The organism is Micromonospora orduensis, assembly GCF_006228125.1.
GTDB classification, from domain to species: domain Bacteria; phylum Actinomycetota; class Actinomycetes; order Mycobacteriales; family Micromonosporaceae; genus Micromonospora; species Micromonospora orduensis.
The window spans coordinates 1-26,478 of sequence record NZ_VDFY01000111.1; the positions used below are offsets into that span (position 1 = coordinate 1).

At 71.9% G+C, this 26,478-nt stretch carries 24 protein-coding genes and 1 pseudogene; 10 read left to right on the forward strand and 15 right to left on the reverse strand.

The window, feature by feature from the left end; translation table 11 throughout:
* Nucleotides 1–311: 311 nt before the first annotated feature.
* On the forward strand, nucleotides 312–1,913 hold the full coding sequence (locus tag FHG89_RS07645; RefSeq protein ID WP_139583661.1) for a cellulase family glycosylhydrolase: 1,602 nt from the start codon (nucleotides 312–314) through the stop codon (nucleotides 1,911–1,913).
* A gap of 239 nt (nucleotides 1,914–2,152) precedes the next feature.
* Entirely contained in the window at nucleotides 2,153–2,896 is a 744-nt protein-coding gene (locus tag FHG89_RS33615; RefSeq protein WP_244295234.1) for a cellulose binding domain-containing protein, read from the forward strand.
* Between the two features lie 77 nt (nucleotides 2,897–2,973).
* Here the strand turns inward: FHG89_RS33615 and FHG89_RS07655 are convergent, their stop codons facing one another.
* The 4 genes from FHG89_RS07655 to FHG89_RS07670 form a co-directional block, all read right to left on the reverse strand.
* Entirely contained in the window at nucleotides 2,974–3,420 is a 447-nt protein-coding gene (locus FHG89_RS07655; RefSeq protein WP_139583662.1) for a hypothetical protein, read from the reverse strand.
* A 75-nt stretch (nucleotides 3,421–3,495) separates the two neighbouring features.
* Nucleotides 3,496–4,899: a Si-specific NAD(P)(+) transhydrogenase gene (sthA, locus tag FHG89_RS07660; RefSeq protein ID WP_139583663.1), complete on the reverse strand. Its 1,404-nt coding sequence runs from the start codon at nucleotides 4,897–4,899 to the stop codon at nucleotides 3,496–3,498.
* 131 nt (nucleotides 4,900–5,030) lie between these two features.
* Nucleotides 5,031–5,669 carry a response regulator gene (locus FHG89_RS07665; RefSeq protein ID WP_139583664.1) on the reverse strand — a complete coding sequence of 213 codons (639 nt, stop codon included), beginning with the start codon at nucleotides 5,667–5,669 and terminating at the stop codon, nucleotides 5,031–5,033.
* The gene (locus tag FHG89_RS07670) at nucleotides 5,666–6,865 is read right to left on the reverse strand and encodes a sensor histidine kinase (protein ID WP_139583665.1); all 1,200 of its coding nucleotides are present in this window, start codon (nucleotides 6,863–6,865) and stop codon (nucleotides 5,666–5,668) included. Before FHG89_RS07670 ends, FHG89_RS07665 begins: the two co-directional genes overlap by 4 nt.
* 146 nt (nucleotides 6,866–7,011) lie before the next feature.
* Between FHG89_RS07670 and FHG89_RS07675 the strand changes: the two genes are divergently transcribed.
* Nucleotides 7,012–7,770: an ABC transporter ATP-binding protein gene (locus FHG89_RS07675; protein WP_139583666.1), complete on the forward strand. Its 759-nt coding sequence runs from the start codon at nucleotides 7,012–7,014 to the stop codon at nucleotides 7,768–7,770.
* Nucleotides 7,767–10,301, forward strand: a complete 2,535-nt coding sequence (locus FHG89_RS07680; RefSeq protein WP_139583667.1) for an FtsX-like permease family protein — start codon at nucleotides 7,767–7,769, stop codon at nucleotides 10,299–10,301. The genes FHG89_RS07675 and FHG89_RS07680 overlap by 4 nt, the downstream gene beginning before the upstream one ends.
* A gap of 46 nt (nucleotides 10,302–10,347) precedes the next feature.
* Here FHG89_RS07680 and FHG89_RS33275 read toward each other — a convergent pair whose 3' ends face one another.
* The 3 genes from FHG89_RS33275 to FHG89_RS07690 form a co-directional block, all read right to left on the reverse strand.
* Entirely contained in the window at nucleotides 10,348–10,920 is a 573-nt protein-coding gene (locus FHG89_RS33275) for a hypothetical protein (RefSeq protein WP_208760891.1), read from the reverse strand.
* Between the two features lie 9 nt (nucleotides 10,921–10,929).
* Nucleotides 10,930–11,961: a ricin-type beta-trefoil lectin domain protein gene (locus FHG89_RS33280; protein WP_244295236.1), complete on the reverse strand. Its 1,032-nt coding sequence runs from the start codon at nucleotides 11,959–11,961 to the stop codon at nucleotides 10,930–10,932.
* 95 nt (nucleotides 11,962–12,056) lie between these two features.
* Nucleotides 12,057–12,479 carry a DUF2000 domain-containing protein gene (locus tag FHG89_RS07690; protein WP_139583668.1) on the reverse strand — a complete coding sequence of 141 codons (423 nt, stop codon included), beginning with the start codon at nucleotides 12,477–12,479 and terminating at the stop codon, nucleotides 12,057–12,059.
* A 50-nt stretch (nucleotides 12,480–12,529) separates the two neighbouring features.
* Between FHG89_RS07690 and FHG89_RS07695 the strand changes: the two genes are divergently transcribed.
* Nucleotides 12,530–13,357 carry a helix-turn-helix transcriptional regulator gene (locus FHG89_RS07695; protein ID WP_208760893.1) on the forward strand — a complete coding sequence of 276 codons (828 nt, stop codon included), beginning with the start codon at nucleotides 12,530–12,532 and terminating at the stop codon, nucleotides 13,355–13,357.
* Nucleotides 13,358–13,442: 85 nt separating this feature from the next.
* On the opposite strand, the gene FHG89_RS07700 is transcribed toward FHG89_RS07695, so the two are convergent.
* The 5 genes from FHG89_RS07700 to FHG89_RS07720 are packed head-to-tail and all read right to left on the reverse strand — an operon-like array spanning nucleotide 13,443 to nucleotide 17,551.
* Nucleotides 13,443–14,408, reverse strand: a complete 966-nt coding sequence (locus FHG89_RS07700; RefSeq protein WP_139583670.1) for a quinone oxidoreductase family protein — start codon at nucleotides 14,406–14,408, stop codon at nucleotides 13,443–13,445.
* Nucleotides 14,405–14,767, reverse strand: a complete 363-nt coding sequence (locus FHG89_RS07705) for a hypothetical protein (protein ID WP_139583671.1) — start codon at nucleotides 14,765–14,767, stop codon at nucleotides 14,405–14,407. The genes FHG89_RS07700 and FHG89_RS07705 overlap by 4 nt, the downstream gene beginning before the upstream one ends.
* Nucleotides 14,764–15,627, reverse strand: a complete 864-nt coding sequence (locus FHG89_RS07710) for a DODA-type extradiol aromatic ring-opening family dioxygenase (protein ID WP_139583672.1) — start codon at nucleotides 15,625–15,627, stop codon at nucleotides 14,764–14,766. The genes FHG89_RS07705 and FHG89_RS07710 overlap by 4 nt, the downstream gene beginning before the upstream one ends.
* A 32-nt stretch (nucleotides 15,628–15,659) precedes the next feature.
* Entirely contained in the window at nucleotides 15,660–16,430 is a 771-nt protein-coding gene (locus FHG89_RS07715; protein WP_139583673.1) for a citryl-CoA lyase, read from the reverse strand.
* Nucleotides 16,415–17,551 carry a CaiB/BaiF CoA transferase family protein gene (locus FHG89_RS07720; RefSeq protein ID WP_139583674.1) on the reverse strand — a complete coding sequence of 379 codons (1,137 nt, stop codon included), beginning with the start codon at nucleotides 17,549–17,551 and terminating at the stop codon, nucleotides 16,415–16,417. The genes FHG89_RS07715 and FHG89_RS07720 overlap by 16 nt, the downstream gene beginning before the upstream one ends.
* Before the next feature lie 195 nt (nucleotides 17,552–17,746).
* Here FHG89_RS07720 and FHG89_RS07725 point away from each other — a divergent pair, with 195 nt between their 5' ends.
* From FHG89_RS07725 to FHG89_RS07735, 3 genes are all read left to right on the forward strand, one after another.
* Nucleotides 17,747–19,183 carry an amidohydrolase family protein gene (locus FHG89_RS07725; RefSeq protein ID WP_139583675.1) on the forward strand — a complete coding sequence of 479 codons (1,437 nt, stop codon included), beginning with the start codon at nucleotides 17,747–17,749 and terminating at the stop codon, nucleotides 19,181–19,183.
* A gap of 3 nt (nucleotides 19,184–19,186) precedes the next feature.
* Nucleotides 19,187–19,990, forward strand: a complete 804-nt coding sequence (locus tag FHG89_RS07730; RefSeq protein WP_139583676.1) for an IclR family transcriptional regulator domain-containing protein — start codon at nucleotides 19,187–19,189, stop codon at nucleotides 19,988–19,990.
* 524 nt (nucleotides 19,991–20,514) lie between these two features.
* Entirely contained in the window at nucleotides 20,515–22,095 is a 1,581-nt protein-coding gene (locus FHG89_RS07735; RefSeq protein WP_139583677.1) for a DHA2 family efflux MFS transporter permease subunit, read from the forward strand.
* A 52-nt stretch (nucleotides 22,096–22,147) separates the two neighbouring features.
* Here the strand turns inward: FHG89_RS07735 and FHG89_RS07740 are convergent, their stop codons facing one another.
* Both FHG89_RS07740 and FHG89_RS34415 read right to left on the reverse strand, forming a co-directional pair.
* Entirely contained in the window at nucleotides 22,148–22,609 is a 462-nt protein-coding gene (locus FHG89_RS07740) for a DUF5709 domain-containing protein (protein WP_139583678.1), read from the reverse strand.
* A gap of 428 nt (nucleotides 22,610–23,037) precedes the next feature.
* Nucleotides 23,038–23,145, reverse strand: a pseudogene (locus FHG89_RS34415) (sigma factor); the annotation flags it as partial.
* Between the two features lie 284 nt (nucleotides 23,146–23,429).
* Between FHG89_RS34415 and FHG89_RS07750 the strand changes: the two are divergent.
* On the forward strand, nucleotides 23,430–24,194 hold the full coding sequence (locus tag FHG89_RS07750; RefSeq protein WP_139583679.1) for a YqjF family protein: 765 nt from the start codon (nucleotides 23,430–23,432) through the stop codon (nucleotides 24,192–24,194).
* On the opposite strand, the gene FHG89_RS07755 is transcribed toward FHG89_RS07750, so the two are convergent.
* Nucleotides 24,188–25,165, reverse strand: a complete 978-nt coding sequence (locus FHG89_RS07755; protein ID WP_139583680.1) for an aldo/keto reductase — start codon at nucleotides 25,163–25,165, stop codon at nucleotides 24,188–24,190. The genes FHG89_RS07750 and FHG89_RS07755 overlap by 7 nt on opposite strands.
* A 122-nt stretch (nucleotides 25,166–25,287) precedes the next feature.
* Between FHG89_RS07755 and FHG89_RS07760 the strand changes: the two genes are divergently transcribed.
* A complete protein-coding gene (locus FHG89_RS07760; protein ID WP_139583681.1) occupies nucleotides 25,288–26,196 on the forward strand; it encodes a hypothetical protein in 909 nt (302 codons plus the stop codon).
* Nucleotides 26,197–26,478 lie beyond the last annotated feature (282 nt).

The window sequence follows — 26,478 nt, forward strand, 5'->3', positions numbered from 1 at the left end:
GAGGTGTATAAGAGCCAGGAGCGGGGCAGGGCATGGGCGCCGGGATGGCTCGGGCGGGCCGGATGGCTGGTTGACGCATCGAGGTGGGCTGATCAGAATGAGCGGCGGAGCCAGGTAGGGCACCGGCACGAGGGCGACGAGGGCGGGGACACCGCCGTCGGAGGGTCGCCGGTGAGCGTTCGCGAGTGTCCACGTCCGCGTGACATGGGTCGTCGCGCACTGTCCGCGTACCCCTTGAGGGGCGTGACATGCGGACGGCCGCCCGCCGACGTCGTTCATCGACGGCGTCGGACCTCCGAAGTGGAGCTCGAATGTTCCGTCCCACCGCTCTCGGCGGCGCCTTGACCGCGCTCGCCACCGTCGCGGCCGGCGTGTTCATCGCCGCCGCCGTCAGCACCAGCCCGGCCGTGGCCGCTGGCACCGGTACCGGGTACCTGCACACCAACGGCAATCAGATCGTGGACAGCACCGGCGCCACGGTCCGGTTGACCGGTATCAACTGGTTCGGCATGGAGACCGACAACAAGACCTTCCACGGGCTGTGGTCGAGCAACCCGTGGCGGGGGCAGCTCGACACGATGGCCCGGCTGGGTTACAACACGTTGCGGGTGCCGTACTCGAACGACGCGTTGAAGCCGGGCGCGACCGCCAGTGGGGTCAACGACTTCGTCAACCCGGACCTGGTCGGGCTGTCGCCGTTGCAGATCCTGGACAAGGTCATCGACTACGCCGGCAGCAAGGGGATGCGGATCATCCTGGACCGGCACCGGCCGACGGCGGCCGGGCAGTCGCCGCTGTGGTACACGTCGACGGTCTCCGAGGCGACCTGGATCAACGACTGGAAGATGCTCGCCCAGCGGTACGCGGGCAACCCCACGGTGATCGGCGCGGACCTGCACAACGAGCCGCACGCGGAGGGTACGAACCCGGCGGCCACCGGCGCGTGCTGGGGCTGCGGCGACACCGCGCGGGACTGGCGGCTCGCCGCCGAGCGGGCCGGCAACGCCATCCTCGGTGTCCAGCCCAACTGGTTGATCTTCGTGGAGGGGGTGAGCTGCCCGAGTGGTGGCCTCTCCAACGTGTGGGACAACGACCCGAGCAACGACGAGGACTGTGGCTGGTGGGGTGGCAACCTGTCCAAGGCCGGCCAGTTCCCGGTACGGCTGAGTGTGGCCAACCGGTTGGTCTACTCACCGCACGAGTACGCGACGTCGGTGTACCGGCAGACCTGGTTCGACGCCCCGGACTACCCGGCGAACATGCCGGCGATCTGGGACAGGTACTGGGGTTACCTCTACAAGCAGAACATCGCGCCGATCATGATGGGTGAGTTCGGCAGCACCCTGGCCGACCCGAAGGACCGGGTGTGGCTGGAGAAGCTGATGGCGTACACGGGCACCGGGGTCACCGGGATGTCCTTCACCTACTGGTCGTGGAACCCGAACTCGGGTGACACCGGCGGCATCGCGCTGGACGACTGGACGAACATCAACACGACCAAGCAGGCGATCCTCCAGCCGTACCTGATCGCGCCGTCCGGCGGCACGGGTGGGCCGACCGGCGGTCCGACGGGCGGTCCGACCGGCGGTCCGACGAACCCGCCGGCGGGCGCCTGCACCGCCACCTACCGGCAGGTCAACGCCTGGCAGGGCGGCTTCCAGGGCGAGCTGACCGTGAAGAACACCGGCTCGGCCGCGGTGAATCCGTGGTCGGTCACCTGGAGCTGGCCGTCCGGGGTGACGTTGGGCAGTGGCTGGAACGCCACAGTCACGCAGTCCGGCACGACTGTCACCGCGGCCGCGCCGAGCCACGCCCCCTCCCTGCCGGCGGGCGGGTCGGTCACCGTGGGCTTCACCGCCAACGGCACCGCCAGCGCCCCGGCGACGGTGAAGCTCAACGGCACCGGCTGCTGAGCTACCGGGGCGGCCGGCACCGAGGTACGGGTGGCGGCCGCCCCGAGCCATTTACATTCAGATGCTTCTATGTTCTCATCGGGAAAGCGCTTGCCCTCGGTGGTCAGCGCGAGCGCGGGAGCCGCTTTCCTTCACGAACCTGCACCGGCGGGCCCGAGGACCACTGGTCCCGGCCGAGATTCGCCGCCCACGGGCATGGGCGTCGCGACGGACCGTCCGCCTCATCGAAAGGAAGCAGCATGCGCACAGGACGGCGTCGGATGACGCTGATCGCCAGCACCGCCGCAGCCACCGCCACCCTCGTCACCGCCAGCCTGCTGACCGCCGTCACCGCGCAGGCGGCGGCCGGCTGCCAGGTCGCGTACTCGGTCGCCAGCCAGTGGCCGGGTGGGTTCACCGGCAACGTCACGGTCACCAACCTCGGCGACCCCGTCTCGGGGTGGACGCTGCGCTGGTCGTACGGCGCCGGCCAGCAGGTCAGCCAGGCGTGGGGCGCAACCGTCTCGCAGAGCGGCGGGCAGGTCTCCGCGACAAACGTCGACTACAACGCCAACCTGGCGACCAACGGCAGCACCTCGTTCGGCTTCAACGCGAGCTGGAACAGCTCCAGCAACCCGGCTCCGACCAGCTTCACCCTCAACAACGTCGCCTGCACCGGCGGCACCACGCCGACCACCCCGCCGCCGGGGCCGGGTGGCTGCACCGCGACGGTGACGGTGAACCAGTGGACGGGTGGCTTCGTCGCGAACGTTCGGGTGACGGCCGGCTCGTCGGCCCTCAACGGCTGGACGGTGACGATCGCCCTGCCGTCGGGCGTGACGGTCACCAACGCCTGGAGCGCCGACCGCAGCGGTAACACCGGCACGACGAACTTCAGGAACGTGGCCTACAACGGCCAGGTCGGCGCCGGACAGTCCACGGAGTTCGGCTTCCAGGCCAACGGCACCGCAGGCACCCTGACCCCGACCTGCGCAGCGGGCTGACGCAGACACCGGCCGGTGTGGAGGGTGCCCGGAACCTCCGCACCGGCCGGCCCGCGCCCGGGGACGCCGTGGCTCCGTCAGTCGCCGGAGAAGCCCCAGAAGTAGATCTCCTGCGGCGCGCCCTGGGCGTCGTGCAGGACGGCGCAGCGCCCGAACCAGCTCCGCGTCTCGATTCCCTTGAGCACGCCCAGGTGCTCGCGGGTGAGTCGTTCGGTGCCGGTCAGGCGTCGCGCCTCGGCGGCGCTCACCGGCTCGACGGTGCCGAAGTCGGGCGTCTCGCCCTCGTTCAGGACGCGGTAGACGTCGAGGATCGAATGGGTGCCGGACTCCTGCACCGCCTCGTCGTCGAAGAGCTCCTTCATCGTGGCGGGACGGTCGGGGTAGTCGCTGGCCGCGTTGGGAACGTCCTCACCACCGGCCCACCAGTAGTCGCCCTCGGCGAAGACCCTGTCCCGTAGGGCGTCCAGCGCCTCGTCCAGGTCTGGCTGGTACGCGACGACGTAGCTCCACCCGGATGCGCCCACGACTGCCCCTCTCTCCCACGCGTCAACAGTGCCGGCACCGTAGCGGCGACCACCGACAGGCGGGAAAGACCGCTGCTAGCCGTCGATGCGGCTGATGTTGCGGATCTTGTTGGACGCGTCCAGGGCGGCCACCTTGTACGCCTCGGCGAGCGTCGGGTAGTTGAACACCGCGTCGATGAGGTAGTCGATCGTGCCCCCGCAGCCGATCACCGCCTGGCCGATGTGGACGATCTCGGTGGCGGCGGTGCCGAACACGTGCACCCCGAGCAGTCGGCCGTCGTCGGGGGAGACGAGAAGCTTCAACATGCCGTACGAGTCACCCACGATCTGGCCCCGGGCCAGCTCCCGATAGCGCGCGACGCCCACCTCGAACGGTGTCGAGCTGTCGGTCAGCTGCGCCTCGGTCTGCCCCACGAAACTGATCTCCGGGATCGTGTAGATGCCGATGGGTTGCAGGCCGTGCATCTCGCGGATCGGTTCGCCGCAGGCGTGCTGGGCGGCCAACCGACCCTGCTCCATCGAGGTGGACGCGAGCGCCGGAAAGCCGATCACGTCACCGACGGCGTAGATGTTGTCGACCGAGGTGCGGTAGTTGGCGTCGACACTGATCCGGCCCCGCCGGTCCGCCTGCAGCCCGGCGGCCTCCAGCGCCAGGTCGTCGGTCTGGCCCTGCCGGCCCGCCGAGTACATCACCGTGTCGGCGACGATCCTCTTGCCGCTCTTGAGGACGCACAGTGCTGCTGTCTGGTGCTTCTCCACCGCGGCGACCTCCTCGCCGAAGCGGAACGCCACGGACAGGTCGCGCAGGTGGTACTTGAGCGATTCGACGACCTCGTCGTCGCAGAAGTCGAGCATCCGGTCGCGGCGTTCCACGACTGTCACCTTCGTGCCGAGTGCGGCGAACATGGATGCGTACTCCATGCCGATCACGCCGGCACCGACCACCACCATGCTCCGGGGCACCGCCTGGAGGTTGATCACGCCGTCGGAGTCGACGATGGTGCGGTCGTCGAAGTCGACGCTGTCCGGGCGGGCCGGGCGGGTGCCGGCCGCGATGATGATTTTGTCGAAGGTCACTCTGGACTCGCGGCCGGAGCCGCCGTCGACCCAGATCGAGTGCGCGTCCGCGAAGCGCCCCGTTCCAGTGATCATCGCGACCCGGTTGCGGGCGAGCTGGTTGCGGATGACATCGGTCTGGCGGGCGATCACGTGCTGGGTGCGGGCGGCCAGGTCGCTGACCGTGATCTCCTCCTTGACCCGGTAGCTGCTGCCGTACAGGTCCCGCTGGCTCAGGCCGGTCAGGTAGAGCACGGCCTCGCGGAGCGTCTTGGACGGGACCGTGCCGGTGTTGATGCACACCCCGCCGATCATGTCGCGGCGGTCCACGATGCCGACCCGCCTGCCGAGCTTGGCGGCGGCGATCGCGGCCTTCTGCCCGCTGGGCCCGGAGCCCAGCACAACCAGGTCGTAGTCATACACGTGGGTCAGCGTCGCAAGATGTCGGGGCGCGCGCCAGAGTTGCGCCGCGAGCGTTACTCTTCCGCCACCACGCAGGCGCCGCCGTTCAACGTGACCTCCTGCGGCAGTTGCGTGCCGGTGGCGACCACGACCTAGCCGACGAGACGGCGTTCCCAGGCCCAGGCGGCGATCTCGACCCGGTTACGGGCCGGCAGCTTCGTCTGCACGCTGGCCAGATGGGTCTTGACGGTGCCGATGGCGATGAAGAGCCGGGCGGCGATCTCGGCGTTGGTCAGGCCCCGGGCGACGAGCTTGACGACGTCGAGTTCCCGCGGCGACAGCCCGGCGTCGCCGTACGCGGGAGCGGGCGAGCTGAGGTGCTCCAGCAGCCGTACCGTGATGGACGGGCTGATCAGCGCGTCACCCGACACGGCCGCGCGGACCGCCTCCACGAGCAGCGCCGGGCCGGAGTCCTTGAGCAGGAAGCCGCAGGCGCCGTTGGACAGCGCGGTGTGCACGTACTCGTCGAGGTCGAAGGTCGTCACCACGACGACCCGGATGGGGTCGGCGACACCCGGCCCGGCGAGCAGCCGCAGCGCTTCGAGGCCGTCGAGGCGTGGCATCCGGATGTCCAGCAGCACGACGTCCGGCCGCAGGCGCCGGGCCAGCTCGACGGCGGCGACGCCGTCGGCCGCCTCGCCGACCACCGCCATGTCCGGCTGCGCGCCGATGATCATGCCGAAGCCGGTACGGACCATCGCCTGGTCGTCGGCGATCAGCACCCGGATCACCGGGCCACCGCCGAGCGCAGCGGGAACGCGGCGTCGAGCACCCAGCCACCGGCGACGCCGGGCCCGGCGGTGATCGTGCCGCCGAGGGCGCGTACCCGCTCGGTGAGGCCGATCAGGCCGAAGCCGTGTCCCCGGGCCGGCGCGGTGCGCGGGGTCGCGCCGTCGTCGGCGACGCGGACCAGCAGCCAGTCCGGGGTACGACGCACGGACACGTTCACCGCCCGCGCGTCCGGTGCGTGCTGACGGGTGTTGGTCAGCCCCTCCATCACCACCCGGTACGCCGACGTCGACACCTCGACCGGCAGCCCGTCCAGGTCGCCGTCGACGTGCAGCCGCGCCGGCGCGTTCGCCGTTCCGTTGAACCCGGTCAACAGCGGCATCAGGTCGGTGACTCCGGCCAGCGGGGCCAGCGGCGCGTCCGGCGGGGCATCCGGGTTGCGCAGGATCCCGACCATCCGCCGCATCGAGGCCATCGTCTCGGCACCGGCCCGCTCGATCTGTTCCAGGGCGACGATCACCCGGCGCGGGTCCTGCTCGGCGACGAACCGGGCGCCCTGCGCCTGCACCACGATGCCGGTCACGTGGTGGGCGATGAAGTCGTGCAGGTCCCGGGCGAACTCGGCGCGCTGCTCGGCCCGGACCAGCGCGATCGCCCGCTCCCGACCGGCGGCGACGACGCGCAGGTAGAGCCCCACCCCGGCGGCGCCGGCCGCCGCGAGCGCCTGGAGCAGACCGAAGATCACGAGCAGGCTGTCGGTGCCGAGGCGCAGCGGCATCGCCGCGACGGCGAGCCCGGCGGCCACCGCGGCCCCCAGGGCGAGCCGGGGCGCGCCCCAGCGCGTCACCACGAACACCACCCCGATCAGCCCGGCCGACTCGGCGAGCCCCCAGCTGCGGGCGACCAGGATGCCGCCCCCGGAGAGGAACACCACCCCTGCGGTCACGGCCAGTGAGGCGGTGGCGAGTGCCAGCGCGGCTAGCGGCAGCCCGCGGGAACCCGGCCGGTGTACGGGCAGCCAGAGCGGCACCGTCGCCACCGCCAACCCCATCGGCACCACCAGCAGCAGGAGAGTGGCGATGCTGGAGTCATCCGCAGTGCTGGCCGCGAAGTCGAAGAGGGCGAGCAGGCCAAAGGCCATCAGGCCGGCGGCCTGGGCCAGGCGTACCCACCAACGTCGAAGATCCGGCGCGTTCATGATGACCCAGCGTAGCCAGCCGCGTGTTGGTGGAGATCAGCCGAAAGGCAGACCCGGCGGCGGCGATACCCGGCCCCGGACCGATGCGCCCACCCGCCGGTGGCGGCGACGCTTCCTCAGGTCACATCGCAGCCACTGGAGGAACAATGGCACCCCACGCCCCGCCGCAGACCACGCATGCCGCGGTCGCCGCCGTCGACCTGGTGAAGGTGTACGGCACCGGTGACACCGCGGTCCGTGCGCTGGACGGGGTCTCGGTCGGCTTCGGCCGCGCCGAGTTCACCGCGATCATGGGATCGTCCGGGTCCGGCAAGTCGACCCTCATGCACTGCCTCGCCGGCCTGGACACGGCGACCTCCGGCCGCGTCCTGCTCGGCGGGACGGAACTCACAGGTCAGTCCGACCGGACGCTGACCCGGGTGCGTCGCGACCGGATCGGGTTCGTCTTCCAGGCGTTCAACCTGCTGCCGCAGCTCACGGCCGCGCAGAACATCACCCTGCCGCTGGACCTCGCCGGCCGGGAGCCCGACCGGCAGCTGCTGGAGCACCTGGTGCGGGTGCTGGGCCTCGGCGACCGGCTGGGCCACCGGCCCAGCGAGCTGTCCGGTGGACAGCAGCAGCGGGTGGCGCTCGCGCGGGCGCTGGTGTCGCGGCCCGAGGTGGTCTTCGCCGACGAGCCGACCGGCAACCTCGACTCCCGCTCCGGGGCGGAGGTGCTCACCATCCTGCGCGAATCGGTACGCGACCTCGGCCAGACCGTCGTGATGGTCACCCACGACCCGATCGCCGCCGCGTACGCCGACCGGGTCGTCCTGCTCGCCGACGGGCGGGTCGCCGGCGAGATCGACAAGCCGGACCAGGGCTCCGTGACCGACGCGCTGCGTGAACTGGCGGCCCGCGCATGAGGGCGACAGTGCTGCGTACCCAGGTGAGCGCCGCCGCCCGCCGCCCCGGCCGGCTGATCCTGACCGGCCTGGCCATCCTGGTCGCCGCGTTCGTCGTCTTCGGCACCGTGCTCGTGCAGGAGATCACCGAACGGACCGTGCGGGACAACCTCAGCGGCACCCCGGCCGCCACCGACCTGGTGATCGGTGACAACGAGCAGCCGCCACCCACTGCGGCGGAGCTGCAGCGGGTCCGGGCCGTGCCCGGTGTGGCCGAGGCGGTGGGCCGGTCGTCGGTCGGTGTCTCCTTCGGCGAGGGGTACCTCAACCTCCAGGCCGACCCCGGTGTCGGCCCGCTGGCCACGGTGCACGTGATCGAGGGCAGCTACCCGGACCAGCCCGGCGAGATCGCGATCACCCCGCGTACCGCCGAGCGGCTCGGGCTCGCGGTCGGCGCCTCGACCAGCGGCACCGGCGGTGAACTCACCACGCCCGCCCGGCTCACCGTCACCGGCCTGGTCGACACCCCCGACGACGCCGGCCTGGACGCGTACGCGCCGGACAGCGTCGTGACCGCCTGGGCGCACCTGGACACCGTGCAGCGCATCGACGTTCGGGTGGCCTCCGGCGAGTCCGCCGAGTCCGTCCGCCAACGGGTGACCGCCGTGGTCGGCGCCGAGCAGCCGGTCCGCTCCGGGGCCGAGGTGCGCGAGGCCGAGGCCAACGAGGCCGCCGAGCAGGTCGGGAGACTCTTCGCGCTGGTCGGCGTGTTCGTCGCGATCGCTGTCATCGCCGCGGCGCTGGTGGTCACCTCGACCTTCCGCATCGTCTTCGCCCAGCGGATGCGGCACCTCGCGCTGCTGCGCGCGGTAGGTGCCGGGCGCGCGACCCTGGTGGGCGCGTTGACCGCCGAGGGAGCCCTGACCGGGCTGGTCGCCGGCGCCGTCGGGGTCGCTGGCGCGCTCGCCCTCGGGTACGCCCTGCCGGCGGTGTTGCGCACGGCAGGCATGGCGGTGTCGTCGCCCGGTCTGCCCCTCGCCGCGGCGGTCGCGGTGATCGTCGGCGCTGTCGTGATCACCGTCCTGGCAGTGCTGGCGCCGGCGCTCTCCGCCTCCCGGGTCTCCCCGCTGGAGGCGCTGCGCACGGCGAGCACCACCGCCGGCCAGCGCGGCATCGGAGCGCTCCGCCTCGGCGCGGGCCTGCTGCTGGCCGTGGGCGCGGTCCTGGCCGCCGTCGGGACGTGGCATCGGTTGCCGACGCCGGAACAGGAGTCGTACGACCCGACGGTGCCTCTGCTGCTGCTGGTCGGCTCCGGCGCGCTGGCGTTCTTCGCGCTGGTGGCCCTCGGTCCACTGCTGGTGCGGCCGGTGCTGGCCGTGGTGGGCTGGCCGCTGCGTCAGCTCGGCCCGCACGGCCGGCTGGCGGTCGGCGGGATCGGTGGTACGCCGCGCCGTGCCGCAGCGGTCTCCGTCGTGGTCGCGCTCGGGGTGACCCTGATCTCCGGGGTGGTCATCGGGGGCGCGTCGATGGGGGTGCTCGCCGATCGGGAGATGGCGCTCTCGGCGCCCACCGACTTCGAGGTCACCACGAACGGCGGAACGCTGCCGGCCTCGGTCGTGACCCGGGCCGAGACGGCACGCGGAGCCCTCGCCCGGGTGGTGCCGTACCGGCGGGTCGCCGACGTCACGCTGACACGCGGCGCCGACCGCCTCGGCGACGTCGAGTCCGGCTACCCGACGAGTGACCTGGACGTGGCCGCGTTGCCGACGACCCGGAGCCTGGACGTGGCGCAGGGCTCCCTTGCCGACCGTGGGCCGGGCCGCGTCGTGCTCGGCAGGTGGGTGGCCCGCGACACCGGCCTGCGGGCCGGCGACACCGCCGCGCTCGCCCTCGGCGGCAGGACCGTCGACGTACGCGTCGCCGCGGTCCTGCCCGACCACGGCCCGTTGCACGCCGGCATCCTGGCCGACCGCGGCGACCTCGACCGGCTCGGTGTGCCCACGGCGTACACCGGTCTGCTGGCCGACGCGGCGAGGTCCGGCGAGGACGGCCGCACGGCCGGGGTGCGGGCGCTGCGGCAGGCGATCCAGGGCAGCGAGGGGGTGGGGCTCTCGGTGCTCGCCGACGAGCGGGACCGCAACGACGAGGTGCTGGGCACCCTGGTCTGGATCGCGGTCGGCCTGGTCAGCCTCACCGTGTTGATCGCGGTCGTCGGCGTGGGGTCCACCACCGCGCTCTCGGTCGTGGAGCGCATCCGCGAGTCCGGTCTGCTCCGCGCGATCGGTCTGTCCCGGGTCGGCCTGCGCACCATGCTGACCGCCGAAGCCGGCCTCTACGGGGTGATCGGCGCGACCATCGGCCTGCTCCTCGGTGTCCCGTACGCGTGGCTGGCGGTGCGGACGCTCGGGATCAACGCACCCCTGACCGTGCCGGTGCTGTCGCTGGTCGGGCTGTTCCTGGTGCTTGTCGCGTTGACCGCGCTGGCCGGGGTGCTGCCGGCGCGGCGGGCGGCGCGGGTCAGCCCGGTGGTGGCGCTCGGGGTGGACGGCTGAACACGACAGTGGGTCGGCGCCGCGGCGCCGACCCACTGTCGCCAGGTCAGTTGGGGTTGTCGGCGTGGGTCAGCGTCTCCCAGGCGACGAAGAGGTTGTTGGTGCCGGCCGGCCGCTGCTGCAGCGTGAGGGTCTGCGTGTTGGTCATGAGGTTGCCCAACCGGTTGCTCATCGCGTTGAAGCCGACCTCGGTGATCGGGCCGAGGCCACGGGTGAGGCTGCCGCCGCAGAGCCAGGAGGGCGGCGCCTCGCCGAGCTGGTAGCGCGAGTGGAAGCCGAGCGCCTGCCGCAGCCGCTCACCGACCTGGGGGTAGAGGTCCCGCCCCTGGATCCGGGAGGTCTCGGCGACGTGCGAGATGGCCGAGATCCCGTACCCGGTGTGGACGAAGTCCCGGCAGGTCTCCTGCGCGAGGCCGGCGACGAACGTGGACTGGCCCTGCCAGTAGCCGATGATCTCGGAGCTGGTGTCCAGGCCGCTGCCGGGCACCGTGTACGGCAGCGCGCCGTCGCTGGGCAGGTAGACGAAGGCCCGGGCGCGGTTGAGGAAGCGGGTGACCGCCGCGTCGTAGGCGGTACGGTCCTCCAGGAAGACGGCGATGCCGACCGCGGCCTCCATCATTGTCAGTTCTCAGTTGCCGTTGCTGTTCGACCCGTTGCGGACGACCGGCAGGTAGACCGTACGCAGCATGGTGGCGAACCGGTTGGCGTTGGGCCAGCTGGTGTACGTGTACTTGATGATCTCGGCTGCTCGGGGCCAGGCCGAGGCGGCCCAGCCGGTCTGCAACGGCGCGTTGCTGCCGGTGTGCGAGGTGATCGTCGCGGACCAGGCGTCCATGATCTGGATCGACTTCTGCGCGTACCGGGCGTCGCCGGTGAGATACCAGGCGAGCGCGTCGGTGTACGCGGCGATGGCGTCCTCGCGTTCGTCGGTGCAGCCGTTGTTCGGGTTGGAGTACGACCCACACTCGACGACCGCGCGGGGCGCCGGGGTACGCGACAGCGAGGCGTACCGGCTGCTCATCATCTGGTTGTAGGCGGCCGCCCACGGTTGTGCGCCGGCCTGCACCCGCCCCCGGACGAAGTCGAGCTGGCCCCGGCTGACCAGGACGCCGGGGTGGGTGAAGCCGCCCGAGGACGGCGGTGGGGTGCCGCCGCCGGTGGGCAGTGTCCAGGTCTGGTTGGCGGTGCCGGTGCAGCTCCAGATCTGTAGCGGCGTCCCGTCGGCGGAGCTGGGGCCGGTCGCGTCGAGGCACTTGCCGGAGGTGGGGTTGACCAGCTGCCCGGCGCTGGCCGACCACTGCTGCGCGCCGGTGCCGTTGCAGTCGTAGATCTGCACCCGCGCGCCGTTGGCGGTGCTGGCGGCGGCGATGTTGAGGCATTTGCCCAGCGCCCTGATGGTGCCGTCGTCGCCCACCGTCCACTGTTGCGCGGTCGAGCCGTTGCAGGTGTAGAGCTGCACCGGTGTGGCGTTGGCCGGGTTGGCGGCGGCCACGTCGACGCACTTGCCGCCGTATCCGGTGATCGCGCCCGTCGTGGCGGCGGTCGCGGCGGGGGCGCCGACGACCAGGCCGGTCGGTACGGCGAGCAGGGCCGCGGCGAGGGCGGCGGTCAACCTGATGCGGGCAGGGCGGGGTGTGGGCCCGGCCATTCGTCGCGCCATGTCGGAGTCCTTCCGGGCGGCGAAACAACTGTAAAGTCTGTTAATCATTACAGCCACGTGCATCGATATCAATGTCTTCGCCGCACTTGCCGCCGTCATGGATGCATCGTCGCTCCCTTGAGGACCTTGTCCACGACGGTGCGCCCCGCGTGCAGGGCCAACCCCACCAGGTCGAGCTTCTCCCGGCCGACCGCCTGCACGGCGGCCCGGTTGTCCCGGTCGTTGCCGGTGGCGAACAGCTCGGACGTGAACACCGCGAGCCGCAGCCCGCGAGCGAGAGCCCGCGAGTGCGCGTTTGTCAGGGTCGCCCGGTCGCCGGCGAAGACCAGCACCGGCTGGCCGAACATCGACAGGTACGCCGTACCGTCCGCGTCGCGGTACTCCTCGCCGAGCAGCTCCGGCTCGGCGTGCGCGATGCCACTGACCAGGAAGGCGGTGACGTTGAGTCGCTGCCAGCCGACCAGGTCGTTGCGGAGCAGCACGGCGATCTTGGTGGGAAAGCGGATCGGTTCGGTCATGGCGTCGAGCCTGCCGGTGCCGACACCCACCGGTCTTGTACGTTCTTAGCGTGGCCACCCGCCCGGCCGGCTCGCAGGTCAGCGCGTGGCGACCCGCCGTCGCCGGGGTCGCCGAGGTCTTCCACGCCCATTTCGTGGACCACGCGTACCCACGGCACGTCCACGACGTGTGGACGCTGCTGATCGTCGACGACGGCGCGGTCCGCTTCGACCTCGACCGGCACCGGCACGGCGCGCTGCGCACGTCGGTCACCCTGCTGCCGCCGTACGTGCCGCACGACGGCCGCTCCGCCACGGCGAGCGGCTTTCGCAAACGGGTCCTGTACCTCGACACCTCGGCCCTCGCCCCCGACCTGGTCGGCCGGGCGGTGGACGAACCGGACCTGGCCGATCCGCGTCTGCGGGACCGGATCCACCACCTGCACCACGTGCTCGCCACGCCGGGTGAGGAGTTCGAGGCCGAGAGCCGACTCGCGCTCATCCTGGACCGGCTGCGCGCGCAACTCTGCGGACGGGCGCCGGTCAGCACCGCGCCGGGGGTGCCCGGCCTCGCCGACCGGCTACGTGAGCTGCTGGACGCCCGGACCGTCGACGGCGTCACACTGCGCGAGGCCGCCGAGCTGCTGCACGCCCACCCGACCCACCTGGTCCGGGCCTTCACACGCGCACACGGGCTGCCACCGCACTCGTACCTGACCGGTCGCCGGGTCGAGCTGGCGCGTCGCCTGCTCCTCGCGGGTCAGCGCCCCGCCGAGGCCGCCACAGCCGCCGGGTTCTTCGACCAGGCGCACCTGAGCCGGCACTTCCGGCGCTTTTTGGGCGTCAGCCCGGCCCGCTACCCGGCGGCCCCCGGGTTCAGAGGCGCCGACCGCCGATGACCGCGAGCAGCCGCAGCTTCTCGTCGCTCTCCGAGCCGGGCACGGCGGTGAAGTTGGGCGGGGGTGTCGTGCATCCGGTCGAGGCTCAGAGCGCGAGGACGATACGGCCGCCGGCGGTGCCGGAGTCCTGGCGTTCCCAGGCGTCGGCGACCGAGTCGAACGGCACGATCTCGTGGTCGACGGTGAGCCGGCCGGCCGCGGCGTGCCCGGCCACCAGCGCCAGCGACGCCGCCCGATCGTCGGTCGACAGGCCGTTGTTGGTGTAGCCGACCATGCGCAGCGACCCGCCGCGCAGCACGGCCGACTCGATCGGCGCGGTCGCGCCGGCCGCGCTGCCCAGGTTGACCAGGCGGCCACCGGGGCGCAGCACCCGCAGCGCCGCCGCGGCCGGCACACCGAACACCGGATCGAGGACGAGGTCGACCGGGCCGTCGGCGCCGTCCCGCAGCCGCTCGGCCATCGACGCGACGTCGTCGCCGGGGAGCAGCGGGATCGCGACCGCCGCGCCGAGCTCCTCGGCACGGGACCGCGCCGCCGCCGAGCGGGCCACCGCGACGACCCGGCGGGCCCCGCCGAGCAGGGCCAGCTGGATGGCCGCCTGGCCGACCACACCACCGGCGCCGAGCACGACGACCTGGTCGCCGGCCGCCAGGCCACCGGCGTACGTCAGGGCGGCGTGCGCGGCGACGGCGGAGAGGCCCAGGGCCGCGAGCAGGGTCAGCGGTACGCCGGTCGGCAGCGTCACCACGTCGGCGGCGGGCACCGCGACAGTTGTCGCCATGCTGCCGTCCACCCCGGACCGCATCCCGGCCGACGTGCCGAACCAGACGGGCGTGCCGTCGACGAGACGGCCGACGCCCTGCACACCCGGCACGTACGGGGTGGCCGGCGTGCCGAAGTAGCTGGTGCCGCTGGCACAGAGCACGTCCAGCGGGGTGATCGGCACGGCCTCGACGGTGACCGTCAGTTCGCCGTCGGCCAGCTCGGGGGCTGGCCGCTCGACGACCGTCGGTGGGGCGCCGCAGGTGGTGAGCAGGGCCGCGCGGATCACGTCGCGATGTCCGGGTAGGGCATCGAGATGTGGGCCAGCCGCGCGCCGTACGACTTCTGGTACTCCAGCGGCTCGGTGTTGTCCCGCTCGAAGAGGGCGATGAAGAGGGTCAGGGTGAGGAACGGGTGCGCCCCCAACTCGAAGAGCTTCACGTGGTCGTGGTTGGCCAACGCCTCCCGCTCCGCGTCGTCGAAGCGCAGCCAGGTGCTCGCCTCGCCGGTGTGGCAGTTCAGCACCGTGTTGGCGCACTCGGCCTCCCACCAGGCGACCAGCTCGCGCGGCTCGCTGCGGTAGCGCTCGACCAGCTCGGGGTCCCGGTCGACCATGAACAGGAACTTGTTCAGCAGGTACTTGCTCACGCCGCTGCTCCGTTCGGGTACCAGGTGAAGTACGCCTCCATGGTGTGGAACAGGTCGAGGGTGTCGACGTAGTCGGCCTTCACGCCCGCGCCGGCCACACCCATCATCAGCATGAAGTCCATGAAGCCGTGGGTGGCGTTGCCGGGCGAGTGCAGGCTGTCCAGGGTGACCTCGCGCAGGCACCCGTCGAGGTCCCCGTTGGCGATCCACTCGACGGCCCGCCTGTCGAACTCCGGGTCCGGGCCGTGCGGGCCGAACTGCCGGGGGCCGCCCAGCTCGAGCGAGAGGTGACCGGTGCCGATGACGGCCACCCGCAGGTGCGACGGCCAGGACTCGACTATCTCCCGGATGGCCGCACCGAGCTGGACGAAGCGCTTCGGCTGCGGCAGCGGCGGAGCGAAGATGTTCGTGTAGATCGGCACGATCGGCAGGTCGGCCTCGGGCCGCAGCGTGATGATCGGGCAGGTGATGCTGTGGTCGATGCGCAGCTCGTTGCTGAACGCCAGGTCGAAACCGGAGTCCAGGCCCGCCCGCAGGATGTGCGCGGACAGGTCCTCCTGGCCGGTGAGCAGCATCCGCGGCAGCCCGAACTCGCGTTCCTCGTTGTACCAGTTGGCGTCGTAGAAGGGCGCCTTGCCGACCAGGAACTGCGGCATGTTGTCCAACCAGAGCTGGTGGAAGTGGTCGGAGCCGACCATCACCAGCACGTCGGGTCGGGCCCGGGTCAACGTCTCCCGGAAGGCCAGGATCTTGCGGGTCCACTCGTCGGCGAACGGTGGCCGGTCCTCGCCGGTCGCGGTGCTGGCCCGGTAGTAGAAGGGGTGGTGGGTGGAGGCGATGACCGCGACGATGGAGGCCATTCCCACTCCTTTCGGGGGCGGAAGAGGGGGAGTCAGGGTTCGTAGACGGCGTTGCGGTCCACGGTGCGGTAGATGTCCATGCCGAGCGGCCGACGTCGCTCCTCGGCGAGGTGCCCGAGCAGCCCCGCCGCGCGGGCCAGCAGGGCGAAGCCGCGCAGCATCTCGACGGGGAGGCCGAGGTCGGCGAGCGCCGCGCCGCACACCCCGGCGCCGTTGAGCGGCAGGGTACGACCGAGCACCTGCGGGTGTACGCGGCCGATCGCCTCGAACAAGCGCAGGTGCGGGCCGTGCAGACCCTCCTCGGTGGCGATCCGGATCAGCACGGGGGTGCGCGGGTCCTGGTCCTTGTGCACGGGGTGCCCGAGGCCGGGGACCAGCCGGCGCTCCCGCTTCGCCCGGGTGACGGCGTCGAGGGCCAGCGCGTCGTAGTCGGTCACGTCGCCGGCCTGCGCGAGCGTGTCGGCGAGGAACCGTCCACAGTCCTCGGTGACGCCGAGGAAGCGGGAGCCGCCGCCGAGCAGCCCGGCGGCGAGCGCGCCCTGCAACGACTCGGGCGCGGACAGGTACGTCAGTCGGGCCGCGATGGCCGTCGGGGTGAAGCCGTGGTCGGCGAGCGCCACCAGCACCGCCTCGAAGACCCGTACCTCACCCGGGGTGGGTCGGCGGCCGGCGACCAGCCAGTACGCCAGCTCGCCGAAGCCGACAGTGCCCATCAGGTCGGCGGCCAGGTCCTGCCCGAGCAGGGAGATGGTGGTGGGGTCGGAGGTGCCGATCCCGGTGGGGAAGCTCAGCTCTTCAGCCACGCGCGGATCTCCTCGCCGTGTTCGTCGAGCCCGGGCGGCGGCAGCTCGTACCGGGCCGGGGTGTCGGAGAAGGTGATCGGGTTACGGACACCGGGCACGGCGTCGACGGTGACGACCGGGTCGAGCCCCAGCTCCTCGGCGAGGGCCACGCCGCCGTCGATGGTGTTGATCGGCGCGCAGGGGACACCGGCGGCGAGCAGGTCCCGGAACCACTCGTCCTTGGTCCGCTTGGCGAGCCGTTCGACAAGCAGGGGCCGCAGCTCCTCCCGGTTGGCGGTGCGGTCCTGGTTGCGGCCGAAACGCCTGTCGTCCGGCAGGCCGGGCAGGTCGAGCACCTGGCAGAGCTTGCGGAACTGCCCGTCGTTGCCGGCGATGACGATCAGCTCGCCGTCGGCGGTGGGCAGTGGCTCGTACGGGAAGAGGCTGGGGTGCGCGTTGCCCATCCGGAACGGGACGGTGCCGCCGGCGACGTAGCCACTGGAGTGGTTGACCAGGCCGGACAGCGCCGAGCTGAGCAGGTTGACCTCGACGTGCTGTCCGCGTCCGGTCTCTCCACGATGGTGCAGGGCGGCGAGGATGCCGATGCTCGCGTGCAGCCCCGCCATCACGTCGAAGACCGAGATCCCGGCCCGGTACGGCGAGCCGTCCGGGTCGCCGGTGAGGCTCATCAGGCCGGAGATCGCCTGCACCATCAGGTCGTAGCCGGGGAAGTCCCGGCCGGCGCCGGTGCCGAAGCCGCTGATGCTCGCGTACACGATCTTCTCGTTGTTCGCGGTGACGGTGTCGTAGTCGAGGCCGAACCGGGCGAGGCCGCCGGGTCGGAAGTTCTCGATCAGCACGTCGGCGCGGCGGGCCAGCTCCTGGGCGGCGGCCAGGTCGTCCGGCTGTTTGAGGTCCAGGGCGACCGACCGCTTGTTGCGGTTGATGCCGAGGTAGTACGTCGAGACGCCGTCGCGGGTGGGTGGCATCCAGGTGCGGGTGTCGTCGCCGCCCGGGCTCTCCACTTTGATCACCTGTGCGCCCAGGTCCGCCAGGAGCATCGTCGCGTACGGCCCGGCGAGGATCCGGGAGAAGTCCGCGACGAGCAGGCCGGCCAGCGGCCCGGTCGATTGCTGCACCATGTTTCCGCCCGTTCTACGGACACCTGTCCGCCGAACCAGCTTGCGACACCACGCGGGCACTGTCAACGGGCACTTCATCGCGACGACCCACCCTCTTGACATGAATCGTGACCGGGACCACACTTGCGCCACTCGGGCTGGCCGCACAGCGGACAATAGTCCGGATCCCTCGTACCCGGAGAGGAATGGGTGGCGATGAGCGCAACCGACCGGCCGGTGATCTTCCGCAACGGCCTGGTTCTCACCATGGACGACGCCCACACGGTGCTGCCCGGCGCCGACGTGCTGGTCGTCGGCGACCGGATCGCGGAGGTCGGCGTCGGTCTCACCGCGCCCGACGACGCCCTGGAGATCGACGCGACCGACGGCATTCTCATGCCGGGCATGGTCGACACCCACCGGCACATGTGGCAGACCGCAATGCGCGGGTACGGCGCCGACTGGACGCTGACGCAGTACTTCGTCTGGTACTACCTCGAATCCGGCAAGCTGTTCAGCCCCGAGGACGTGTACGCGGGAAACCTGCTCGGTGCCATCGAGGCGATCGACGCCGGCGTGACCACCACTGTCGACTGGTCACACGGCCTGCAGACGCCCGATCACGCGGACGCTGCCGTCGACGCCCTCGAAGCGGTGCCGGGCCGGTTCGTGCTGGCCTACGGCAACATCCAGCAGGGGCCGTGGGAGTGGGCCACCTCGCCGGAGTTCCGCGACTTCCACCGCCGGCGGATCGACGGCGGCAAGCTGGCCGGCTTCCAGATGGCGTTCGACGTCACCGGCGACCCCGCGTTCCCCGAGCGGGCCGCGTTCGAGGTGGCCCGGGAGTTGGGCGCCGCGGTGACCACGCACGCCGGCGTGTGGGGCGCCACCAACGACGACGGCATCCGGCTCATGCACGAGGGCGGCTTCATGACCCCGTCGACCGTGTACGTGCACGCGGCCACGCTCACCCACGACTCGTACAACCGGATCGCCGCGACCGGCGGCTCCGTCTCCGTCTCCACCGAGAGCGAGCAGAGCGCCGGGCAGGGGTACCCGCCCACCTGGCAGTTGCGCCACCACGACATTCCGGTGTCGCTGTCGATGGACACCAGCGTGTGGTGGAGCGGTGACCTCTTCTCGGCGATGCGGAGCACGCTCGGCGCCGACCGCTCCCGCGAGCACCTGGAGGCGCACGCCAAGCAGGAGACCATCACCCACTGTCACCTGCGCGCCGAACAGGTCGTCGAGTGGGCCACCCGAGGCGGCGCCCGTGCCCTCGGCATGGACTCCACGGTCGGTGCCCTCACCGCCGGCCGGCAGGCCGACGTGGTGCTGATCAAGAACGACGCCTCTCCGGTGATGTTCCCGATCCTGAACCCGCACGGTCACGTCGTCTTCCAGGCCCAGCGCGGCGACGTGCACACCGTGCTGGTGGGTGGCCGGGTCGTGAAGCGGGACGGCCGCCTCGTCGGTGTCGACCTGGCCGCCGCGCGGGCCCGGGTGGCGGCGACCATCGACCACCTGCGCGAGGCGATGGGGGAGGAGGCGTGGCAGCGTGGCATGAACCCGGACGTCCCGGAGACCGCCATCCTGGAGAACCCGTACCAGTACACCGAGTGGGACGCCGGCTCGGCCCAATGGAAGCATTAGGACATGAGTGACAACGGAAGGGGCGCCGGGCCCGACTTCATCGAGGCTCTCGCCCGTGGCCTCGACGTCCTGCGCTCCTTCCGTCCCGCCTGCCCGTCGATGACGCTCAGTGAGATCGCCGCCGCCACCGGCCTGGCCCGGCCCACCGTCCGACGCATCCTCATCACGCTCGAGTCGCTGGGCTACGTCCGCGCGGTCGGCCGTGGCCACGCCCTCACCCCGCGCGTCCTGGAGCTGGGGATGGCGTACGTCAACGCGCTGAACATGTGGGACGTGGCCCGCCCGCACATGGAGAAGCTCGTCGCGCAGACCAACGAGTCGACCTCGATGGCCCAGCTCGACGGCAGCGACATCGTCTACGTCGCCCGGGTGGCCGTCCCGAAGATCGTCACGCTCGGTGTCACCATCGGCACCCGCTTCCCGGCTCCCGCGACGTCGATGGGCAAGGTGCTGCTCGCGGCCCTGCCGCCGGAGGCTCTGGCCGCAGTGCTCGCTGAGCCGACGCGCTCCGGCATCACGCCACGCTGGCAGCCCTCGCCGGGCGAACTCGACGCGGTGCTGCGGGAGGTTCGGGCGAAGGGCTGGGCACTCGCCGACCAGGACCTGGCCCCGGGGATCCGGTCCGTCGCCACCGGCGTGCGCGACGGCGACGGGCGGGTCGTCGCGGCGATCAACGTGACCGTGCACGCGGCCGAGACCTCCCTGGACACGTTGGTCGACGACCATCTGCCCCTGCTGCTCCGCGCGGCCGCGGACATCGGGCACGACTGGGCGCTGACGGCCGCCGTGCCGGTGGTCACCGTCTGAGGGTCACCGCCCCGGACCGTGCGCCGGGGCTGGCAGCCCCCCTCGCCTGCGCTCTCCGGCTCTGCGCTCTCCGGCTCTGGGCCCTTCGGCTCTGCGCCCTCCGCGTGGGTCTCGCAGGCCCCAACCTCTCGCTGTGGGCCCTTTGCTCTGCTTACCTCCGTGCGCCAGGGCGGGCGGGGTGCCGCAGTGTCGCATGGAGGTAAGCAGAGCAAAGGGTGTCGTCAGGGGGTGGGCCCCCGAACCGGGGCCACGTTGCGCCTCCACACGGGCACTGCTCTGCCAACTCTTCGCCGGTGGCCTCGGGCGACTCCCAGGCTGATCGACACACCGACGATTGGTCGTAATCGCACGGCCGTTCGGATGCGGGAGCGGGTGGTCACGAAATCCGGCGGCGAACCGTCACAACTGGCGGTTACTCTGCCTCCGCGCGTCGTTGCCCCGGTGCGACGCGCCCCGCGCCTGGTCGGCGCGGCATCGCCGCCACCGCCCACCACAGGCCGGCTCATACGACTTCAGGAGTGTTTGTGACACAGCAATCCGTCGCGACATCGGACAAACTCGACGCCGCGGTGCTCAAGGTGGCCGGCGTCGTGGTCCTCGGCGCGATCATGTCGATCCTCGACGTGACGGTGGTCAGCGTCGCGCTGCCCACGTTCCAGACCGAGTTCGACGCGTCCTACGCCCGCGTCGCGTGGACGATGACCGCCTACACCCTCGCCCTGGCCACCGTGATCCCGCTCAGCGGTTGGGCGGCCGACCGGTTCGGCACCAAACGCCTCTACATGGTGGCGCTGGCGCTGTTCACCATCGGGTCCGGGCTCTGCGCCACCGCCGACACGATCGGCGAGCTGATCGGCTACCGCGTGTTGCAGGGCCTCGGCGGCGGCATGCTCATGCCGCTGGGCATGACCATCATGACCCGCGCGGCCGGGCCGCACCGGATCGGCCGGCTGATGGCCGTCCTCGGCATCCCGATGCTGCTCGGGCCGATCGGCGGCCCGATCCTCGGCGGCTGGCTGATCGACACCGCGAGCTGGCACTGGATCTTCCTGATCAACCTGCCGATCGGTGTCGTGGCGCTCATCTACGCGCAGCTCGCGCTGCCGAAGGACGCTCCCGAGCCGTCCGAGTCGTTCGACTTCGTCGGCATGCTCATGCTCTCGCCGGGCCTCGCGCTGTTCCTGTACGGCGTCTCGTCACTGCCGGAGGCGGGCACCTTCACCGAGGCCAAGGTGTGGGCCCCGATGCTGGTGGGTGGCGCGCTGGTGGTGGCGTTCGTGCTCTACTCGTTCAAGCCCCGGCACCCGCTGCTCGACCTGCGGCTGTTCCGCAACCGCAACCTCACCATCGCGTCGGTGACGCTGTTCGTGTTCATCATCGCGTTCATGGGCGCCGGCCTGCTGTTCCCGAGCTACTTCCTGCAGGTGCGCGGCGAATCCACGTTGGCCGCCGGCCTGCTGATGGCCCCGCAGGGCATCGGCGCGATGATCACCATGCCGATCGCCGGCACGCTTGCCGACCGGGTGCCGATCGGGCGTACCGTCCCGTTCGCGTTGGCCCTCATCGTGGCCGGGTTCTTCAGCTTCACCCAGGTCGACCCGCAGACCTCGTACTGGCTGCTCGGTGGGTCGCTGTTCGTGATGGGCCTGGGCATGGGCGGCACCATGATGCCGATCATGACCTCGGCGCTGCGGACCTTGCAGGCCCAGGAGGTGGCCCGCGGCTCGACGCTTGTCAACATCCTCCAGCAGATCGGCGGGTCGGTCGGCGCCGCCGTCATGTCGGTGATCCTCACCAACGAGCTGAACGGCTCCCGGCCGATCCCCGGCGCGGTGGACCCGAGCGGCAAGCCGATCACCGAGGCCGGGCTGGCCATCGCCGCCCAGCAGCGACCGGAACTGCTCCAGCAGACGCCTGTGGATCCGTCGCTCATCGAACGCGGGCTCAACTTCGCCGCCACGGCGTTCGCCCACACGTTCTGGGTCGCGTTCGCGCTGGTCGTGCTCACGTTCATCCCGGCCGCCCTGCTGCCGCGCCGGCGTCCCCCGGCGCAGCTCGACGACCAGGAGGTCGAGCAGCTCAAGACGCCCATCGCCATGCACTGAGCGTCCCGCCGCGCTCAGCTCCCGGTGCGGGGCTGGGCGCGGCGGTTCGGGGTCAGCGCAGCGGACCGTCGCCGGGCCCGTTCGGGTCGTCGACCAGGTGGATCGCCGCTTCCTCGGCGCTGGCGGCGCCCGCGTCGATCCCGACGTCCCAGGCCACCGACTCGGCCTCGTCGTCCTCGCGGACACCCTCGTCGTGGGCGACGAGACGACCCGCGCGCCTCTCGGCCTCGTACCCCCGTCGGGTCAGCTCGTCCTCGTCGTCGCCGCCCTCGGCGTACGGGTCGACGTCCGGCTCCTCCTGGGCGAGGTGCTGCTCCAGGGACTCCCCGGCCCGCTCCTCGGCGGGGGTGGTGCCGAACCGGTTCGCCGCCGTCCAGTGGTCCTCGGCCACGATGCCGGTGTCGAGCGGGTCGCCGACCCGGTCGTCGTCCAGAGTGTCGGAGGCGTCCAGGACGCCGTCGTCCTCGGCCACGTTCCACTCGTCGACGGAATCCATCCGCTCGGTCTGGCTCACGGCGGTCTCTCCTTCGTCACGGCGCAGCGAAGTGCCAAGCCTATGACCGTGCAACGCCGCCGCCTCCCGAGGCGTGCCCGCTGTGACGAACGGACCTCGGCGGCGGCGTACGGGGTCAGCGCCGCAGCAGCTCCGCCACGGCCTCGGTGAACTCCGCCGGCTGCTAGACGGCCGCGATCTCCTCGTACGACGAGGCGTCGCTGAAGTACCGCAGCAGGGTGACGAGCCGGTCGGATTCGGACAGCTGCCCGACGGCGTGCCACACCCAGTCCCGCAGGACGGTCCGGTCCAGCGCCTCCTCGGGGGTTGGGGGTGGTGGAGGGCGGCGTGAACCATTCCGGCTCGGCGACGGAAACCGGCCGGGGACCGCGCAGCGTCATGCGGGCGTTGTTGCGCACGATCGTGCGCAGCCACGGGCCGATCGCGGCGGGGTCGCGGACCTCACCGATGCGCCGCACCGCTACCACCATCGCGTCCTGCACCGCGTCCTCGGCGTCCGGCCCGTAGCCGAGGAGGCTCAGCGCGACGGCCCGCATCCCGGCCTCGTGGCGGGCCAGCAGCACACCGAGCGCCCCCGCGTCTCCGGCCTGCGCGAGCAGGACCAGATCGGCGTCACCGTGCGTCACGTGTACGTCCTCCCGCGCGTCCCGGGTCACCCTTTATGCAGGGCTCCGGGCGTTTTCCGGGTGCCCACCCACGCGTACCAGCCTACGACGGGTGACTGCGCCGTCCGATGGGCCGGTGCGGCTGCTGCCCTACTTCGTCGACCCTCGGCACGGTCGGTGTCGGCCCGCGCGCCTGAGCCAGGCACGATGAGGCGGTGCACATCGAACCGGTCGATTGCTCGCCCCGACAGGCGTTCTCCTGGGCGGTCCTGCGTCAACGCTGGGAGGACCTCACGTTCCTGCACTGGGCCGTCGATCCGGCACTCGTCGCACCGCTGCTGCCGGCGGGGACCCGTCCGGACACCCTGGACGGTGTCAGCTACGTCGGGCTCATCGGCTTCCGGATGGTCGGGCTGGGCCTCGGTCGCGGCCCCGGCGTCCCGTACTTCGGCACCTTCGCAGAGACAAACGTCCGGCTCTACTCGGTCGACGACACCGGCCGCCGGGCGGTCGTGTTCCGCTCACTCGACGCGTCCCGCCTGGTGCCGGTGCTTGTGGCGCGGGTGACGCTGCGTCTGCCGTACCTCTGGTCGTCGATGCGGTTGGACCGCGACGGCGATTTGCGCACCTACCGGTGCCGGCGTCGCTGGCCCGGCCCGGCGGGTACGACGAGCCGGATGGTGGTGCGGGTGGGGGAGCGGATCGACGATCCAACGCCCCTTGAGCATTTCGTCACCGCCCGCTGGGGGCTGCACACCCGGGGGTACGGGCGCACGCTGCACCTGCCGAACTGGCATCCGCGCTGGCCCCTGCACCGGGCCGAGGTGCTGCACCTGGACGACGAGCTGGTCGCCGCCGCCGGGTTGCCGGCACCGGTCGGGCCGCCGGTCAGCGTGCTGTACTCGCCGGGTGTCGGGGTGGTGTTCGGTACGCCGGTGGCGGCCCGGCCGGACGGTGCCGGGCCGCCGGGCACTCAGTAGCGACCGCCCTCGGGCGTGGGGAGCGCGTCCAGGTCGGCCAGGTCCTCGGCGCTGAGCCGCACGTCGCCGGCCGCGCAGTTGTCCACCAGGTACTTCGGGGTCTTGGTGCCGGGGATCGGGATGACGTGGCGTCCCTGGGCGACGACCCACGCGAGGGCTACCTGCGCGGGGCTGACCCCGGCCCGGTCGGCGATCTCGCGGACCCGCGCGACGATGGCGAGGTTGGCCCGCAACGCGTCCTGCTGGAAGCGCGGCAGGCCCCGGCGGAAGTCGTCGGCCGGCAGGTCGTCGAACGAGGTGAACCGGCCGGTGAGGAACCCCCGACCCAGCGGCGAGAACGGCAGGAAGGCGATGCCCTGCTCGGCGCAGTACGGCAGCACCTCGGTCAGCGGGTCGCGGGTCCACAGCGACAGCTCGGACTGCACCGACGCCACCGGGTGCACCGCCTGGGCCCGGACGATCTGGGTCACGCTCACCTCGGACAGGCCGATCTGCCGCGCCTTGCCCGCCGCCACGACCTCCGCCATCGCACCCCAGGACTCCTCGACGGGCACGTCCGGGTCGACCCGGTGCAACTGGTAGAGGTCGACGTGGTCGGTGCCGAGTCGGCGCAGGCTGGCGTCGATCGCCGCGCGGATGTGCTCGGGGCGCCCGTTGTTGCCGATCTTCGGTGAGTTGCCGGGGCCGCCGGCCGGGGAGGTCGCCACCAGCCCGACCTTCGTCGCCAGGACGGCCCGTTCCCGGTGGCCGTCGGCCAGCGCCCGGCCGACCAGCTCCTCGTTTGTGTACGGCCCGTACACGTCGGCCGTGTCGATCAGGGTGGCGCCCAGGTCGAGGGCCTGCCGGATCACCGAGATCGAGGTGTCGTCGTCGCGGGGGCCGCTGATGTCGTATCCGTGGGTCATGCCCATGCACCCGAGACCGATGATGCCGACCTCGGGGCCCGCACTGCCCAGCGTGGTGGTTCGCATGCGCCCTACGCTACGACCGATGCCCCAGCCCGATGTTCTCTGCTCCGAGCCGCTCAGCCGGTAGGCGTCGATTCGCCCTCGTTGCCGGGGATGCCCGGTGGACGCCCCTAGAATCGATAACCTTGACTGCCGGCGGTGAGGTGTCGCAGGTGGCCGGCGCGAAGGGGGTGCGGGAATTGGGACCGGACGAGCGGGGAAGGCTGTTCGAGCGGGCGCGCGAGTTGTCGCAGCGGCAGGACGCCTGGGCGGAGGCCGACCGCCTGTGGGTGCGGGTGATCGACGCCTACCGGCAGGCGGTGCGCGACCCGGGTCGGGCCGACCGCCGCGACCACCAGCAGTTGGCGCGGGCGCTGTGGCGACGCGGAATGCTGCTGTCCGCGCGTGGTCGGTCCGCCGAGGGGATGGCCCCCGGCGGCGAGGCGGTCGCCATCTTCGAGCGGGTGTACGACGCGGTGGCGGCCGAGGGTGGGAACGTGACCGCCGCGCCCCGGGACGACGCGCTCGCGGAACTGGTCACCGCGCTTGTGGATCTCGCCGAGATCGCGTTCTCCGCCGGTCAGCCCGCCACCCGCCGGGACCTGCTGGACCGGGCGGTGGCGGTGGGTCTGACCTCGGCCGGCGATCCGCCGTCCGCCGGGCCGCGCACCCGGGAGGCGATGGGTACGGCCTACCACAACCAGGCGACGGCGCTGCTGCACAGGCACCTCACCCGGCCGTCGTCGGCGGACGGCGCCCAGGAGGCGGCGCTGGCGGCGTCGCGGGCCTGCGAGCTGCGGCAGGGGCTGCTCGACCTGGCGCGCCCGCTGACCTTCTGGGAGATGGCCAACACCTATGGGGTGTACGCGCAGTGCCTGGTCCTGATCGGCGACCTCGACCGGGCGGCCATGGTGCTGGCGATGGGCAACCGGTTCGTGGAGACGCTGGGCCCGGCCGCCGAGGTGCCCGCCCAGAAGTTGCGGATCGCGGCCGAGATGCTGGCCAAGGAGAGGGGTGGGAGCACCCCGCGTCGCTGGGGCTGGCGGCGGCGCTGACCCGCTTGCAGGCCATAGCGGCCGATCGACACTGTGCCTTGATCAACTCCAGGTGGCCGATGTAGCCCTTGCGGACCACCAGGCAGGTCACCGCCCAGACGCCATCGTCGTCCTTCTCCTCGTCGCGGCCGAGCCAGGGCACCCGTTGGTTGCGCAGCTTGGGGTACGCCGTCCGCGGCTCGACCGCGACCCACCCCACCGGCTGGTCGCCGAGGTACGCGACAAGCCCAGTGGTGTCCGTGGCGTCCGGCTCACCACAGCCGGTCTGCTCGCGGAACGCGG